Source organism: Amycolatopsis aidingensis (assembly GCF_018885265.1).
Lineage (GTDB): Bacteria > Actinomycetota > Actinomycetes > Mycobacteriales > Pseudonocardiaceae > Amycolatopsis > Amycolatopsis aidingensis.
Map to the genome: position 1 here is coordinate 469,225 of NZ_CP076538.1, position 15,281 is coordinate 484,505.

At 71.3% G+C, this 15,281-nt stretch carries 15 protein-coding genes and 1 other RNA gene; 10 read left to right on the forward strand and 6 right to left on the reverse strand.

Features of this window, described 5'->3' with window-relative positions; genetic code table 11:
• Window positions 1-248: 248 nt before the first annotated feature.
• Window positions 249-1,175 carry a saccharopine dehydrogenase family protein gene (locus KOI47_RS02305; RefSeq protein ID WP_216213428.1) on the reverse strand — a complete coding sequence of 309 codons (927 nt, stop codon included), beginning with the start codon at window positions 1,173-1,175 and terminating at the stop codon, window positions 249-251.
• A gap of 30 nt (window positions 1,176-1,205) precedes the next feature.
• Complete coding sequence (locus KOI47_RS35365) at window positions 1,206-1,754, reverse strand: endonuclease/exonuclease/phosphatase family protein (protein WP_332461480.1); 549 nt, start codon at window positions 1,752-1,754, stop codon at window positions 1,206-1,208.
• Between the two features lie 2 nt (window positions 1,755-1,756).
• Between KOI47_RS35365 and KOI47_RS35370 the strand changes: the two genes are divergently transcribed.
• From KOI47_RS35370 to KOI47_RS02320, 3 genes are all read left to right on the forward strand, one after another.
• Window positions 1,757-1,948 carry a hypothetical protein gene (locus KOI47_RS35370; protein ID WP_232376495.1) on the forward strand — a complete coding sequence of 64 codons (192 nt, stop codon included), beginning with the start codon at window positions 1,757-1,759 and terminating at the stop codon, window positions 1,946-1,948.
• 359 nt (window positions 1,949-2,307) lie between these two features.
• Window positions 2,308-2,402, forward strand: an RNA gene (gene ffs / locus KOI47_RS02315) — signal recognition particle sRNA small type.
• 52 nt (window positions 2,403-2,454) lie between these two features.
• Window positions 2,455-4,437 carry a DNA polymerase III subunit gamma and tau gene (locus tag KOI47_RS02320; protein WP_216213432.1) on the forward strand — a complete coding sequence of 661 codons (1,983 nt, stop codon included), beginning with the start codon at window positions 2,455-2,457 and terminating at the stop codon, window positions 4,435-4,437.
• A 3-nt stretch (window positions 4,438-4,440) separates the two neighbouring features.
• Here the strand turns inward: KOI47_RS02320 and KOI47_RS02325 are convergent, their stop codons facing one another.
• Window positions 4,441-5,196 (reverse strand): ABC transporter permease, encoded by a 756-nt coding sequence (locus KOI47_RS02325; RefSeq protein WP_216213435.1) that lies wholly within the window; start codon window positions 5,194-5,196, stop codon window positions 4,441-4,443.
• Window positions 5,193-6,194 carry an ATP-binding cassette domain-containing protein gene (locus KOI47_RS02330; RefSeq protein WP_216217028.1) on the reverse strand — a complete coding sequence of 334 codons (1,002 nt, stop codon included), beginning with the start codon at window positions 6,192-6,194 and terminating at the stop codon, window positions 5,193-5,195. Before KOI47_RS02330 ends, KOI47_RS02325 begins: the two co-directional genes overlap by 4 nt.
• Window positions 6,195-6,268: 74 nt before the next feature.
• Here KOI47_RS02330 and KOI47_RS02335 point away from each other — a divergent pair, with 74 nt between their 5' ends.
• Window positions 6,269-7,240 (forward strand): helix-turn-helix transcriptional regulator, encoded by a 972-nt coding sequence (locus KOI47_RS02335; protein WP_216213438.1) that lies wholly within the window; start codon window positions 6,269-6,271, stop codon window positions 7,238-7,240.
• Here the strand turns inward: KOI47_RS02335 and KOI47_RS02340 are convergent.
• Window positions 7,225-8,064 carry an N-acetylmuramoyl-L-alanine amidase gene (locus KOI47_RS02340; RefSeq protein WP_216213441.1) on the reverse strand — a complete coding sequence of 280 codons (840 nt, stop codon included), beginning with the start codon at window positions 8,062-8,064 and terminating at the stop codon, window positions 7,225-7,227. The genes KOI47_RS02335 and KOI47_RS02340 overlap by 16 nt on opposite strands.
• Window positions 8,065-8,123: 59 nt before the next feature.
• Between KOI47_RS02340 and KOI47_RS02345 the strand changes: the two genes are divergently transcribed.
• On the forward strand, window positions 8,124-8,489 hold the full coding sequence (locus tag KOI47_RS02345) for a YbaB/EbfC family nucleoid-associated protein (RefSeq protein ID WP_216213444.1): 366 nt from the start codon (window positions 8,124-8,126) through the stop codon (window positions 8,487-8,489).
• The gene (recR, locus tag KOI47_RS02350) at window positions 8,490-9,086 is read left to right on the forward strand and encodes a recombination mediator RecR (RefSeq protein WP_142000056.1); all 597 of its coding nucleotides are present in this window, start codon (window positions 8,490-8,492) and stop codon (window positions 9,084-9,086) included.
• Window positions 9,087-9,095: 9 nt separating this feature from the next.
• On the opposite strand, the gene KOI47_RS02355 is transcribed toward recR, so the two are convergent.
• The gene (locus tag KOI47_RS02355; RefSeq protein WP_216213447.1) at window positions 9,096-10,199 is read right to left on the reverse strand and encodes a UDP-N-acetylglucosamine 2-epimerase; all 1,104 of its coding nucleotides are present in this window, start codon (window positions 10,197-10,199) and stop codon (window positions 9,096-9,098) included.
• Between the two features lie 84 nt (window positions 10,200-10,283).
• On the opposite strand from KOI47_RS02355, the gene KOI47_RS02360 reads away from it, so the two are divergent.
• The 4 genes from KOI47_RS02360 to KOI47_RS02375 are packed head-to-tail and all read left to right on the forward strand — an operon-like array spanning window position 10,284 to window position 15,251.
• The gene (locus tag KOI47_RS02360; protein ID WP_216213450.1) at window positions 10,284-11,297 is read left to right on the forward strand and encodes a glycosyltransferase family 2 protein; all 1,014 of its coding nucleotides are present in this window, start codon (window positions 10,284-10,286) and stop codon (window positions 11,295-11,297) included.
• Window positions 11,297-12,562: a lipopolysaccharide biosynthesis protein gene (locus tag KOI47_RS02365; RefSeq protein WP_216213454.1), complete on the forward strand. Its 1,266-nt coding sequence runs from the start codon at window positions 11,297-11,299 to the stop codon at window positions 12,560-12,562. Before KOI47_RS02360 ends, KOI47_RS02365 begins: the two co-directional genes overlap by 1 nt.
• On the forward strand, window positions 12,559-14,478 hold the full coding sequence (locus KOI47_RS02370) for a DUF6541 family protein (protein WP_216213456.1): 1,920 nt from the start codon (window positions 12,559-12,561) through the stop codon (window positions 14,476-14,478). Before KOI47_RS02365 ends, KOI47_RS02370 begins: the two co-directional genes overlap by 4 nt.
• Before the next feature lie 29 nt (window positions 14,479-14,507).
• Complete coding sequence (locus KOI47_RS02375; RefSeq protein ID WP_232376496.1) at window positions 14,508-15,251, forward strand: glycosyltransferase family 2 protein; 744 nt, start codon at window positions 14,508-14,510, stop codon at window positions 15,249-15,251.
• Window positions 15,252-15,281 lie beyond the last annotated feature (30 nt).

A 15,281-nucleotide genomic window follows, 5' to 3' on the forward strand; every position in this document is an offset into this window, starting at 1 on the left:
TGGTTCCGAATCTCGTGAATCGACTTCTGAGTGGGCTGGCCAGTGGGTTTATGCGTTTGATCCTGGCGTCGAGGACGAACCTACTTGGGAAGCCATATCGAAACTGGTTCTCTGTGACGGTGAGATTGATCCTGGTGAGTACTTATATGCCAGAGACGACTTTGTTTCCTGGCTGGAAGAATTTGATAATGCCACTCGAGGTGACCGATGAACGTTGTTCCGCTTTTGGGCTTCGTTCTTGGTGAGCCTTATCCCAGCGAGTCGCCGAGTTTGACGCCGCGGCCTGCGGGGACGTCGCTGAGGGTGGCCAGTTGGTGCAGGTGGTGGACCCCGGCCGGTAAGCCAACGGCGGCCACGGCGGTCATCGCGCCGATCACCGCGGTGGCGTGCGACTGGTTGCGGCCGTGTGCCCAGCGGGTGGTGCCGTTGCGGGCGCGGGCCAGGATCAGCCAGCGGTCGGTGCCGGGGAAGTGCACGCCACGCGGGGCCCGCTCGGCGTAGGGCAGCCAGGTGAGCCCGGCCAGCGCGGCGGTCGCCAGCCGCGAGTCCAGGCCGAAGTAGGTGCGCACCGGGACGCCGAGCTGGCGGGTCAGCACGTGTTGGTCGGCGAAGTCCGTGCGGTACAGCCTGCGCCTGCCGAGGCCGGGCAGTTCGAACGCGGCGGGCCGGGAATAGTTGCGCACCAGGCCACCCGCCGGGTCCACGAACCGGCGGCCGAGCAAGCCATAGGTCCACTCCGTCGCCGCAGCACCGTGCCGTTCACCGGCACCCAGCACCACCGCCAGGTCGATCGGACCGGGCTCGGTGGCGTGCAGATCCGCGGCCAGCAGGTTGGTCAGGCCCGGCGCCAAACCGACGCTCAGCAGCAGCGGCGCGGCGGGGGTGAGCCGCTCCAGCCGGGCCACGTACCCGGTGCTCGCGGTGAGCTCGACGAAAGCCACCCCCTGATCCGTCGCCACCTTCGCCAGCGCCGGGTCCTCCGTCCCCGCCGCGTTCACCACAACGTCCACATCGGACAGCGCGGCAGTGAACGAACCGGGCACCGTGAGGTCGACCACCCGGTCGGCGCGCAGGCGATCCCTGCCGGCGGCGAGCGCGGTCACCCCGCGTACCGCCAGCTCCGTCATGACCCGGGCACCGACCGCGCCGTACCCGCCTAGCACCAGAACCCGCACACCAGGATTATGGCCCCCGGGTCAGACAATTCAGCGGCGCAAGGTGAGATCGCTGACCACGGCGGCGTGGTCGCTGTAGAACACGCCCGGTCCGTGCCGGCGCATCCGCTCGTCCACCACGAACGACTCGCGCACCTGGAACGGCCCGCGGGCGAAGGTGAAGTCGATCCGCTGCTCGGTGACCAGCCGTTCGGTGGGCAGCGGGCTCCAGGTCGCGCCCTGCGCCGTGCAGGTGTCCGGGTTCGCCGCCCGGTAGGTGTCCACGAACCCGGCGCTGGTCACGATCTCCGTTGCCCGTAAGGGAAAGCTCATCCCGAAGTGGTTCGGGCAGTTCGCCCAGCGCGAACTCCAGTCGGCCGCGGGCAGCGTGTTGAAGTCGCCACCGAGCAGTACCGGGTCGCGATTCCCGGCCAGCATCCTCGGCAACCGGGTCCCGATGATCTCGCCGATGTGCTCGGCCTGCGCCCGCTCGGCATGGGCCACCTCCTGCGCGGTGTGCCGTGGTTCCAGCCCGGCCCGGATCCCGGCCGCGTTCTCGTCGATCAGATATCCGTTCCACGGATCGGTGTACGCACGGATCGGTGTACGGCAGCCACACCGAGAACAGGTTCATCTCGCCGCGCCCCGGCACCCGTACCCTGGCGCCGCCGAAGTGGAAGTCGGTGACCCGCCCGCCCGAAGGCGCCGGATACACCTCGGTCACCGGAAAGCGGGTGAACAGCCACAGGTTGTCCTGGCCGTCCGGGCGATCGGTCACCCGCACGCCGGTGTAGCGGCCCTTGCCGGCGCGCCTGCTCAGCGCCCGCTCGATCTCGTCGCCGGAACCGTAGGTCTCCACGCTGAAGAACACATCCGGGCGCAGCGCGACCACCTGGTCCAGCAGGTCCGCCAGGTTGCCCTGCTCCGGCTCCCGCCCGCCATGGAAGATGTTCCAGGTCAGCACCCGGATCCCGGGCCCGTGACCCGCGCTCGCCACCGGGGCCAGGGCCACCGCCAGCAGGACCGCGACCAGCAAGGCCTTACCGAGTTTCATGGTCCGGCATCCAACCCCGATCAGGCGAACGGCGGATGACGGGGAGATGCCCGAGCCGTCCCCGTCCGGATACCTCGCGGAAGGGTGCGTACACTGAACAACGGACCCCGCGCGGCGTCCACCCTGTGAACCTCCCCAGGGCCGGAAGGCAGCAAGGATAAGCAGGCTCTGGCGGGTGCGCGGGGTCCCCTTCGTCTTAATGGGCGCGGGTCCGGCGGTGTCGGCGGCGGCCGGTACTCTCGCCCCGTGGCATTAGCGCTGTACCGCAAGTACCGCCCGGCGAGCTTCGCCGAGGTCGTCGGGCAGGAGCACGTCACCGAACCGCTGCGTACCGCGCTGGCCGCGCAGCGGATCAACCACGCCTACCTGTTCTCCGGGCCCCGCGGCTGCGGCAAGACCTCCAGCGCGCGCATCATGGCGCGCTCGCTGAACTGCGAGCAGGGCCCGACAGCGGACCCCTGCGGCGAGTGCGGCCCGTGCAGGGCGCTGGCGCCTGAGGGCCCAGGCAGCGTCGACGTCACCGAGCTCGACGCGGCCAGCCACGGCGGCGTGGACGACGCCCGCGAGCTCCGGGACCGCGCCTTCTATGCTCCAGCGGAGTCGCGCTATCGGGTGTTCATCATCGACGAGGCGCACATGGTCACCACGCAGGGCTTCAACGCCCTGCTCAAGATCGTGGAAGAGCCGCCGGAACACCTGATCTTCATCTTCGCCACCACCGAGCCGGACAAGGTGCTCACCACCATCCGCTCGCGTACCCACCACTACCCGTTCCGGCTGATCCCGCCGAGCGCCATGCGGGAGCTGCTGGAACGCAACGTGGCAGCCGAGGGCATCGCGGTGGAGCCCGCGGTCTACCCGCTGGTCGTGCACGCCGGTGGCGGCTCGGCACGGGACACCCAGTCGATCCTGGACCAGCTGCTCGCCGGGGCAGGCCCGGAAGGGGTGACCTACGACCGGGCGGTCGCCCTGCTCGGGGTCACCGACGCCGCGTTGCTGGACGAGATGATCGACGGGCTGTCCGCCGACGACGCGGCCGCGGTGTTCGGCACGGTGGAGAAACTCGCCGAGGCCGGGCACGACCCGCGCCGGTTCGCCTCCGACCTGCTGGACCGCCTGCGCGACCTGGTGCTGCTGCGCTCGGTGCCGGACGCGGCCAGCCGTGGCCTGGTGGCCGTGCCGGAGGAGCAGCTGACCAGGCTGCTCGGCCAGGCCGAGCGGATCGGGCTGGCCACCCTGTCCCGCTACGCCGAGATCGTGCACGCCGGGCTGCTGGAGATGCGCGGGGCAACCGCGCCGCGCCTGCTGCTGGAGCTGCTGTGCGCCCGGATGCTGCTGCCAGCCGCCTCCGAGGGTGAGGCGGCCGTGCTGCAACGCCTGGAACGTCTCGAGCGCAGGGCGAGCGCGAGCGGCCCGGCGCCGCAGCAGGCCCAGGCGGCCCAGGAGGCCCCGGCGCCGCCACCCCAGGAGAGCCGCTTCCAGCGGCCCTCGCAGCGAGCCGCCGCGCCGGAACCGGCTCCGAACCCGCAACCGCGCAGCGCCCCGGAGTCACCGGCCCCCGCGGCGCAGGCCGCCCAGGCGCCCGATCCGGAACCAGCCGAGCCGGCCTCCACCGCGCCTGCCGAGAGCTCCGGTGGCCTGGACGCCGCGGCCGTGCGGAGGGTGTGGTCGGAGCTGCTCGCCTCCATCCGTAAGACCAGCCGCAGCACCGAGGCCATGCTCACCAACGCCACCGTGCAGAGCGTGGAAGGCTCAACGGTCGTGCTGGCGCACACCGCCGAACCGCTGGCGAGGCGGCTGTCCGAGCCACGCAACGCCGAGTTCATCGCCGCGGCCCTGCACGACGTGCTCGGCGGCACCTGGCAGGTGAGCTGCGTGCACGGCGGGGGCAGTGCCGGTGGCCAGGCCCGTTCGGCCCCACCGCGGAACAATCCCCAGCCCCAGCCGCCCGCCCCGCAACGCCCCGAGCCCAAGCCCGAGCCGCCAAGGGAACCGCAGGCGCCGGCGGCGGAAGCTCCGGAGGCCGAACGGCCCGCGCCGCCGAAACCGGCCACCGGGGAGCCGGACATCCCGTTGCCCCCGGAGCCGACCGACGACGAGGCCGCCTACGCCGAGGACGGCGGACCCACCCCGGAGGCTGCGCCGCGCAAGCCGGACACCTCGGCCGACCCGGAAGCGGCCGCGCACAAGCTGCTCTCCGAACAGCTCGGTGCGCGACCGCTGAACTAGGGCTCAGCCCGCGGCGCGCCGCATGGCCCGGCCGCCGACCAGCAGGCCGAGCGCGGCCACCACCAGCGCGGCGAGCATCCCGCCGCCAACGGTCGCGGTGAGGATCTCGCCGTTGAACAGCGCGCGCTCGGCGTCCACCACGTAGGTCAGCGGGTTGAACTGGGATAGCATCCGCATCCAGCCCGGCCCCGCTTCCAGCGGCAGCAGCATCCCGGCGAGCAGCAGCAGCGGGAAGAGCAGGGTCTGCTGCACCGCCCAGAACATCCACTCCTGGTTCTTGCTGGCCAGCGCCAGGGTGTAGGAGAGCGCGCCGAGCCCGATCGCGAACACCGCCAGGATCAGCAGGCCGATCAGCGCACCGGCCGGATGCATCCGGAACCCGAACAGCATGGTGACCCCGACGATGATCGCCGCCTGGGCGAACATCGGCACGATCTCCTTCAGCGCCCGGCCGACGATCAGGGCGGACCTGCGCAGCGGGGCGACCAGCATTCGCTCGTGCGAGCCGGTCTGGATCTCGAACAGCAGGTTCGCGCCGGTGGTCGAGGTGCCGAACAGGCAGGACATCACCACGATGCCGGGTACGAACCACTGCAGCGCGGACTCGCCGCCCATGGTGTCCGGCAGCAGCGGGGCGAACAGCGCGAGGAAGAACAGCGGCTGCACCATCGAGAAGATCACCGAGAACGGGTTGCGCAGCACCGGCCGCAGTTCGCGGCTGAACACGGTGGCGGTATCGGAAACAACGGTGGTGCTCATGCCGCGAACTCCTTTGCTTCGGTGCTGTCGGTGTCGGTACCGGTGGCGCCGTCCTCGCGCAGGCTGCGCCCGGTCAGGTTGAGGAACACGTCATCGAGGGTCGGGCGGGCGACCTCGACGGCCGCCACCGCGATGCCCTCGTCCTCCAGCGCCCGCAGCAGCTTCGGGGTGAGCTGGGCACCACCAGCCACCTCGAGCACCACGGTGCGGCCCACCCGCTCGATCCGCGCCCCCGCCGCGATACCGAGCGAGCCCGTGGCCGCCCGCCGCGCCTCCGCCTCGCCGTCGAAGCCGAGGGTGATGCGGTCACCGGCGTGGTCGGCCTTCAGCCGGGCCGGGGTGTCGTCGGCGATCACCCGGCCGTGGTCCACCACGACGACCCGCTCGGCCAGCTGATCGGCCTCATCAAGGTAGTGCGTGGTCAGCACGATCGTGGTGCCGTGCTCGGCGCGCAGCCCCCGGATGTGCTGCTGCAGGTTCGCCCGGTTCTGCGGATCGAGGCCGGTGGACGGCTCGTCAAGGAATAGCAGGTCGGGAGCGTGGATCAGGCCCATCGCGATGTCCAGCCGCCTGCGCTGGCCACCGGAGAGCGAGGAGACCACCCGGTCGGCCACCGGTCCAAGGTCCAGGGAGTCGATCAGCTCGGCGGCGCGGGACCTGGCCGTGGCGATGCTCATTCCGTACGCCCTGCCCTGGCTGATCAGCTCGTCGCGGCCGCGCTGGCTGTGTGCCGCCCCGTTGCCCTGGCCGATGTAGCCGATCCGGCGGCGCACCTCGCGCCTTCCGGTCGTCACGTCGTGCCCGGCCACGCTGGCGGTACCGGAGGTCGGCGGCAGCAGGGTGGTGAGCATCCGCAGGGTGGTCGACTTGCCTGCCCCGTTCGGGCCGAGCAGGGCCACCAGCTCGCCGCGCTCCACCCGCAGGTCCAGTCCGCGTACCGCCTCGACCGTTGCCCGTTTCACGGTGAAGTGCCTGGTCAGTCCGCTGGTGCGGATCATCGGTTCGTTCATGGCGGCTACGCTATGGTCTATTCCGGCCACTTTTTGACCTGTTTAGCAGTCAGGCTGGATTCATGGCGAACACGAGTGCACGCATGCTGCAACTGCTGTCCCTGCTGCAGACCCACCGGTACTGGCCGGGCGGCGAACTGGCCGAGCGGCTGGAGGTGAGCGAGCGGACCCTGCGCCGCGATGTCGATCGCCTGCGCGACCTCGGCTACCCGGTGGATGCCAGCCGCGGGGTCGCGGGCGGCTACCAGCTCAGATCCGGCGGTGCGATGCCGCCGCTGCTGCTGGACGACGAGGAGGCGGTGGCCATCGCGGTGGGCCTGCGCACGGCCGCGGGGGGCGCGGTGGACGGTATCGAGGAGACCTCGGTACGCGCGCTGACCAAGGTGATCCAGGTGATGCCGCCGCGGCTGCGCAGGCGAGTGGACGCGTTGCGGTCGTTCACCGTGCCCGCGGTGTTCGGCGGCGGGCCGACGGTGGACGCGGTGGCGCTCACCGTGCTCGCCCAGGCCTGCCGGGACGACGAGCGGCTGCGGTTCGACTACACCGCCAGGGACGGCAGCCGGACCACCCGGCTGGTCGAGCCGCACCGGCTGGTGTCGCTTGGCAGGCGCTGGTACCTGGTGGCCTGGGACGCCGAGCGGCACGGCTGGCGCACCTTCCGGGTGGACCGGCTGGCCGAGCCCGCCGTCACCGGGGCCACCTTCCGCCAGCGTGAGCTGCCTGCTGCCGATGCCGCGGAGTTCGTCCGGGAACGGCTCAGCTCACTGCCCACCCGATACCGGGTGGAGGTGCGCGTCCAGGCGCCGCTCGCCGAGGTGGAGCGGCTCGCCCGGTACGCGGGCGGCACGGTCGAGGCGGGCGCGGACGGCTCCTGCCTGCTGCGGATGAATGTGGACGAGCTGGAGTGGGTGGCCTTCATGCTGGCTTCGCTGGCCGCCGAGGCCGAGGTGGTCGAACCGCCGGAGCTGGCGGACTTCCTGCGCGCCACCGGGGAGCGGTTCCTGCGCGCGGCCGGTGCTCAGGCCCCGAGGTAGGCCAGGATCCCTTCCGCGATCGCCTCGGCGTAGCGCTGCCTGCCCTCGGCCGAGGACATCGCGGCCGCCTCCTGCGGGTTGCGCATGTTGCCGCATTCCACCAGTGCGGCCGGCCGGGTGGACAGGTTCATCCCGGCGAGGTCGTCCCGGCCGGAGAGCCCGTTCTCGCCGAGGTAGCCGGCCACCGGGAAGCCAGCCCCGCGCATCCCGTCCCGCAGCGCCCGCACCAGCCGCAACGCGGGCTCGCCCTGCGCCTCGTTCAGCGGCGGGGCGGAGTAGGCGATGTGGAAGCCGTGCGCGCCGCGGTCGGTGGAGCCGTCGGCGTGGATGGAGACCACCGCGTCCGCTTCCCGCTCGTTGCCGATCCGCGCCCGCTCGTGCACGCACGGGCCGACCCCGTCGTCCGCGGTGCGGGTGTAGCCGACCTCGATCCCGCGCTCGGTCAGCCGCCGCCCGGCCCTGCGCGCGACGTCGAGGTTGAACGCATGCTCGGGGTAGCCAGCCGCGGTCGCCGTTCCGGTGGTGTTGCATGCCTTGCTCCGGCCCCGCCCCGCGGGCACCTGCCGGTTGATCGCGGCCGGATGGCTCGCGTTGCCACCGTTGTGCCCCGGATCCAGCACGACCACCGGCGTGTTTGCCGCCTGCGTCGTCGTGTTTGCCGTCCGGGTCGCCGAGTCGGCCGTTTCCGTTGGCGAGTTTGCCGTTCGCGAGGGCGTGGCCGGGTCGCCGCCGGTCGCCGGTTGCGAGCAGGCGCCCAGCACCAGGCTCAGGAGCAGCAAGGACAGCAGGCGGCGCGTGGTGAGCACGGCTGACCACGCTGCCATACCGGCTGCGGCTAGGCTGGGAGGCACGTACAAGCGAGTAGGCGGATCGGAACCGAATCATGGCGCAACCCGGTGGTGGCATGCCCGACATGCAGCAAATCCTGCAGCAGGCCCAGCAGATGCAGGAGCAGTTGGTCGCGGCGCAGGAGGAGCTGGCGGCGACCGAAGTGACCGGCACCGCGGGCGGCGGGCTGGTGACCGCGACCGTGTCCGGCGGGATGGAGCTGAAGGGCCTCTCCATCGACCCGAAGGTGGTCGACCCCGAGGACACCGAGACCCTTTCCGACCTGGTGGTGGCCGCGGTGCGGGACGCGACCGCCAGCGCGCAGAAGCTCACCGAGGAGAAGCTGGGCCCGCTTGCGGGTGGCCTCGGCGGCGGCGGTGGCATGCCCGACCTCGGCAACCTGGGCCTTCCGGGGCAGTAGGTGTACGAAGGGGTAGTCCAGGACCTCATCGACGAGCTGGGGCGGTTGCCAGGTATCGGACCGAAGGGCGCCCAGCGCATCGCCTTCCACCTGCTCGCGACCGACCCCGCGGATATCGCCCGGCTGCAGGAGATCCTGGGCAAGGTCAAGGAGGGCGTGCAGTTCTGTGAGGTCTGCGGCAACGTCTCCGAGCAACAACGGTGCCGGATCTGCCGGGACGAGCGGCGCGATCCCGGCCTGCTCTGTGTGGTCGAGGAGCCGAAGGACGTGCTCGCGGTCGAGCGCACCAGGGAGTTCCGCGGGCGGTACCACGTGCTCGGCGGTGCGCTGGACCCGCTGTCCGGGATCGGGCCGGACCAGCTGCGGATGCGGGAGCTGCTGACCAGGATCGGCGCGGAGGAGGTCACCGAGGTGATCATCGCGACCGACCCGAACACCGAGGGCGAAGCCACCGCGACGTACCTGGTGCGGATGCTGCGGGACTTCCCCGGCCTGACCGTCACCCGTCTCGCCTCCGGCCTGCCGATGGGTGGCGACCTGGAGTTCGCCGACGAGCTCACCCTGGGCAGGGCGCTCTCCGGCCGCCGCGCCCTCTGAGGGCCTGCCTCAGCAGTAGCCGAGCTGGGCGAGCGTGTCCACGATGATCCGGCTCGGGTGGTAACGGTCCAGTGTGGACTCCACCCGCCGGGTCTCGTAGGTGTTCAGGAAGTCGGAAAGGACGTCCGCGCGCAGCTCGGTGAGCACGATGTTGCTCCCGATGCCCTGTAGCCGCTCGGTGCGCTGCCGGTGGATCGCGCAGGGCAGCCCGAGGTAGGCGCATTCCTCCTGCAGCCCGCCGGAGTCGGTCACCACGAACTGGGCCCGCGCCATCAACGGCAGGAACTGCAGGTAGCGCAGCTTCGGCTGGATGATGAACCGCTCGTCGTCGAACAGGCCCTCCAGCCCGAGCCGGGCGATCCGTTCCCGCTCCGGGCCACCGGCCAGGTACAGCACCGGCATCCGGGAGGTGCCGTGCTCACGCAGCATCTCCAGCACTTCCCGGTACTTGTCGCCACGGGAGATCAGCTCGAACCGGTGCAGGGTGGCCAGGCCGAACTTCTCCGGGACCCCGGTCACCGGCGGCTCGGCGTCGATGGCGAGCCGCATCGCGTCGATCGCGGTGTTCGCCTCGGTGTTCACCACGATCCCCCGGGCCGAGCCGAGGTTGCCCACTTCGCGCTCGGTCGGTGCGAAGTGGATGTCGGTGAGCCGCGCGGCGATCTTGCGGTTCAGCTCCTCCGGCAACGGGCTGAGCAGGCTTCCGCTGCGCGCCCCCGCCTCGACATGCGCGACCCTTGCGCCCAGCATCCGCTTGCCGATCAGCGCGCCATAGGGCGTGGTGAACGTGTCGCCGTGCACCATCACCAGCGGGGGCTTGCCGTCCTCGGCCAGCGTCGCCCGCAGCCGCGTGCGCATCGACCACGCGGTGCGGGCCACCGTGGCGGCCCAGCCGGGAACCTGCGCCGGGGTCCGCAGGCCCTGCGCCTGCTCACGGGGCACCAGCCACACGTCCGGCTCGGGCAGCCGCAGGTCGGCGAGGGTGTCGGCGACCTCGTCCACATGCTGCGCGGTGAACCAGATCTTCGGTGTGGTGCCGCGCGCCGCGATCGCGTGATAAACGGGCGCGATCTTGATGAGCTCCGCGGTTGTGCCGACGAGAAACGCGATCACGAGAAGTCTTTTCTACTGGGCGCCGGGACGCGGTCAGGATACTGCGTGCGGCCCGCACCCCCGCGGGCGGTAGCCTCGCTCGCGATGAACCCGAACACGCCCAGCATGAGTGTGGTCATCCCGGTCTACAACGAGCAGGACTGGATCGGCCGTTGCCTCGACGCGCTCGCCGGCGCCGCCGCGCGGGCGGAATGGCCGGTGGAAATCATCGTGGTGGACGACGGCAGCACCGACCGGACCCCGGAGGTGCTGGCCCAGCGCACCGGCATCACGGTGCTCAGCCAGCCGAACCAGGGCCGGTTCGAGGCCCGCAGGGCCGGGCTGGCCAAGGCGAGTGGAGACCGGGTGCTGCTGCTGGACAGCAGGGTGATCGTGGACACCGACTCGCTGCGGTTTCTGCGTGGTCAACTGACCGAACATCCCGAGCGAAAGGTATGGAACGGGCATATCAACGTCGCCTCCGCGGACAATCCTTATGCCGGGTTCATGGCAGGCCTGGTTACCGTCCCATGGCGGCGGTACTTCGCGAATCCGCGGCTGACGTCCTTCGGGGTCGAGGAATTCGATCTCTTCCCCAAGGGAACGGGCTTCTTCTGCGCGCCAAAAGAATCGCTGGAAGGTTCGGTCGCCGCCTTCGCCTCGTTGTACGAGGACGTGCGGCTCGCCAGCGACGACACCAGGATGCTGCGCTGGATCGCCGAGCGGGAACGCATCCACCTCTCCCCGGAATTCGCCGCCACTTACCACGGCCGCGACACGCTGCGGAAGTTCGCCGCCCAGTCCTACTTCCGGGGGACCACCTACGTGGACTCCTACCTGGCGACCTCCGGTCCCGCACGGAACGCGCTGTTCGCGGCGCTGGGCCTCGGCGCGGTGGGCGCCGGGCTGCTGGTGAAGCGGCCAAAGGCCACGGTGGCACTCGGGGCCGCCTGCTCGGCCGCGGCGGGCGCGGTAGTGAAACGGTGCGGCGCCTCGAATGCCGAGGCCCGCGCCGTGGCGGGCCTGCTGCCCCTGTTCGCCGCCGGTTTCGGGGCGGGGGTGCTGCGCGGTCTCGGCCTCGCCCTGCGCACCTGGCTTCGCAGAGTGACTGGCCGCTGATGGCTACCGCGACGGAGGGGGCCGGCCGGTCGGTCGGCAAGGTCGGAGTCGCGATCACCGTCGGTTCGCTGCTCGGATACGCGCTCACGGTCGCGGTCGGCAGGCTGCTCACCCCGGCCGAGTTCGCGGTGTTCATCACCTTCTGGGGCATTGTGTTCGGCCTCGGCAGCGCGCTGGCGCCACTGGAGCAGGAGGTGTCCCGGCTGTCCGCGGTGGCCGCGAAGGAGGGCGGCAAGGCGGGCAGGGACGTGGGACGCTCGCTGGTCGTCGGCGGCGGAACGGTCGGCGCCGCCGCGCTGGTGCTGTTGATCCCCGCGGTGAACGAGCGGGCGTTCGAGGAGCACTACTGGCTGGTCGCGCTGGTGTTCGGCGCGGGCATCGCGTTCGCCGTGCAGTTCACCGTGCGTGGCCTGCTCATGGGCCAGGACCAGGTGACGCCGTATTCCTGGTTGCTGATCGTGGAGGCCGCGGTACGGCCGCTGCTGGTCGGGCTGATCGCGCTGGCCGGGGTCACCGGCATGATCCCGCTGGGGATCGCCGTGGCGGCAGGCTCGTTCGCCTGGCTGGCGTTCGCCCGCCGCGCGCGCGGGCTGGTCGACCCCGACCGGTCCGGGGAGTCGTGGGCGCTGGTGTCCCGCAGGGTGCTCACCCTGATGCTCAGCGCCGCGCTCACCGCGAGCGTGATCACCGGGTACCCCGCACTGGCACGGCTGATCGCCCCGGAGGGTGACGAGGGCCGCCTCGGTTCGCTCTTCGCCGCGCTCACCATCGCCAGGGTCCCGCTGCTGATGTTCGCCGCGGTGCAGGCACTTGCGGTGCCCGCCGTGGTCAAGCTGTCCGGCAGCGAGCAAGGGGTGCACCGGCTGCGCAGGCTGCTGGCGCTCGGCACCGTCGGGGCGCTGGCGCTGGCCGCGGTCGGCGCGCTGGCCGGCCTGCTGATCGGCCCGTGGCTGGTGCGGTTGCTGTACGGGCAGGACTACCAGGTGGACGGACCCGCGGTGGCCGGCCTGGTCTGGTCCTCGGTGCTGCTGGCGATGATCCAGCTGCTGTCCGCCGTGCTGGTGGCGCGAACGCAGGCCAACCGGGTGCTGGTCACCTGGGCCGTGATCGCGGTGAGCAGCGCGCTGGTGCTGAGCTTCTGGCCGGGCGACACCGTGCTGCGGGCGGTGCTGGGCCTGGTGATCGGGCCGACCGTGGGGCTCGTGGTCGCACTCATCTTCGTTTCTCAACGCACGACCGTGCGGGATAGGTCTGCTACCCGATGAATGTTCTGCTCGTTCTGCTGGCGTTCTGGCTACCCGGGCTGGCCGTGGGCGCGGCAATCCGCCTGCGTGGCTGGACGCTGGCCGCGGCGGCACCCGCGCTGACCTTCGGCATCGTGGCGGTCGGCATCCTGGTGCTCGGCAAGCTGGGTATCACCTGGAACCTGCTCAACCTCGCGCTGTGGGCCGCGGTCGTCGCCCTGCTGCTCGGTGCGATCTCCTACCTGCTGTACCGGCGCAGGCCCGACCGTGGGGAGCAGGACCAGCCCCGGTCGCGCACCGACCACCTGCTGATCGGCGCGGGTGTGCTCGCCGGGATGGCGGTCGGCGCCGTGGCCTTCCTGCGCGGGATCGGCGGCCTCGGCCGGATCAGCCAGGAGTGGGACGCCTCCTTCCACGCCAACGCGGTCCGCTGGATCGCGGAGACCGGTTCGGCCCTGCCCTCGAACCTGGGCACCATCGCCAACCAGCCGGACAATGCGGGCTACTTCTATCCGGACGCCTATCATGCGCTGCTGGCCCCGCTGTTCGGGATGGCGGGCCTGGACGTGCCACAACTGCTCAACATCGCGGCGCTGGCCGTGGTGCTGGCCTGGCCGCTCGGCGTCGCCGCGCTGACCGCGGCCTGGCGGATGCCGCCGCTCGCGGTCGCCGGTGCCGCCGCGATCTCCACCTGGTTCACCGCGTTCCCCTACGACTCGCTGGCCCGCGGTCCACTGTGGCCGTACGTGGCGGGGGTCGCGCTCATTCCCGCCGTGCTGGCGATCGCCCGCCACCTGCTGGTCCCGCGCGGGCTCGCCGGTCCGATGGGGATCGCCCTGGCCGTTGCCGGCCTGGTCGGCCTGCACACCAGCCTGGCCTTCGTGGTCACCCCCTACCTGCTGCTGATCCTGGTGGCGGTCCTGGTGGGCTGGGAAAGCATCCAGTGGCGCCGCGCGGCCCCCGGGCTGGTGGCCACCGTGCTGCTCGGGGTCGCGCTGGCCGCACCGGTCGTGCTGCCCGCGTTGACCAGCGCCAGCGGGGTCACCGACGCCACCTGGAAGTCCGAGGCGACGGTGTCCGAGGGCTTCGGCCAGATGGTCACCTTCTCGCCGATGGCGCACTTCCCGCAGTGGTGGATCGGGCTGCCCGCGCTGGCCGGTGTCTTCCTGCTGGTCAAGCACCGGCGGATGATGTGGATGGTCGGGGCATACCTGCTGTTCGGTGGGCTGTTCGCGGCCACCGTCTCGCTGGAGACCGACCTGATCCACACCCTGACCGGCCCGTTCTACAACGACCACTGGCGGATCGCGGCGCTGGTGCCGCTGGCCGGGGCGGTGGCCTTCGGCCAGTTCCTTGACAGCTCGGCGAACACGGTGACCGGCAAGCTGGCCTCCTGGCGGTCCGGGTTGGACCGGCCGGCGGTGCCGGTGGCGGTGGCCGTGGCGATCGGGCTGGTCCTCGGTCTGCTCGGCAACGGCGGCTACATCGGCCGCAACGACTCCTGGCTGGCCGAGATCTACACCGACGGGCCGACGGTCAGCGGCGACGAGCGGGCCGCCTACGAATGGCTGGCCGAGCGGGTCGGGCCGGACGAACCGGTGATGAACGACAGCGATGACGGGTCGGTATGGATGTATGCCCTCGCCGGGGTGCGTCCGGTGATCTGGACCTACTACGGCGCCGAGAAGGGCAGCGACGCCTGGTATCTGGCCAACAACCTCAACGAGCTGGGCACCGACGCACGGGTGCGTCAGGCGCTGAACGACCTCGGGGTCCGGTACGTGCTGCTCGGCAAGGGCTTCGTACGGGACAGCAAGGAACGGGCGGAGTCGATGACCGGCCTGGCCGGCAGCGAGCAGTTCACCGAGGTCTACCGCAACCCCGGCGCGGTGGTGTACGCGATCGAGGGACAGCAGGACGCGGTTCCCTCGAACTGAACGGACGGCGGGCAGATACAGTGAGATCCGTGCGGAATACGGCGGTGGAGGCCGGTCGGATCCTGATCGTGCTTCCCGCACTGAACGAGCAGGACAGTGTCAGCACGGTGGTCAACCAGGTCAGGGAGACCGTGCCGGACGCGGCCGTGCTCGTGGTGGACGACGGCTCGGTGGACCGGACCGCCCAGCTGGCCCGCGCCGCCGGGGCCGAGGTGGCCCGGCTGGCGGTGAACCTGGGTGTCGGCGGGGCGATGCGCACCGGATTCCGCTACGCGGTCGCGCACGGCTACGACGTCGTGGTGCAGGTGGACGCCGATGGTCAGCACGACGCGGACGAGGTGCGCGCCCTGCTGGACGGGCTGGCCGAGGCGGACGTGGTGATCGGTTCCCGGTTCGCGGGCAAGGGCAACTACAAGGCCCGCGGCCCGCGCCGGTACGCCATGTGGGTGCTCGGGTTCGTGTTCTCCCGGCTGGCCAGGACCCGGCTGAGCGATGTCACCTCCGGGTTCAAGGCCGCGGGCCCGCGGGCGGTGCGGCTGTTCGCCCGGTACTACCCCGCGGAGTACCTCGGGGACACGGTGGAGTCGCTGGTGCTGGCCATCCGCGCCGGGCTGGTCGTGCGGGAGGTGCCGGTGGTGATGCGGGAACGGGCCTCCGGCAAGCCGAGCCAGTCACCCATCCGGGCGGCGATCTACCTCGGCCGGGCCGGGCTCGCCCTGCTGCTCGCGCTGGTCCGGAGGCGACCCGCCACGGACTCCTCGGACTCGGCATAGCACACTTGACAAGCGGAACGGCACCCGGAC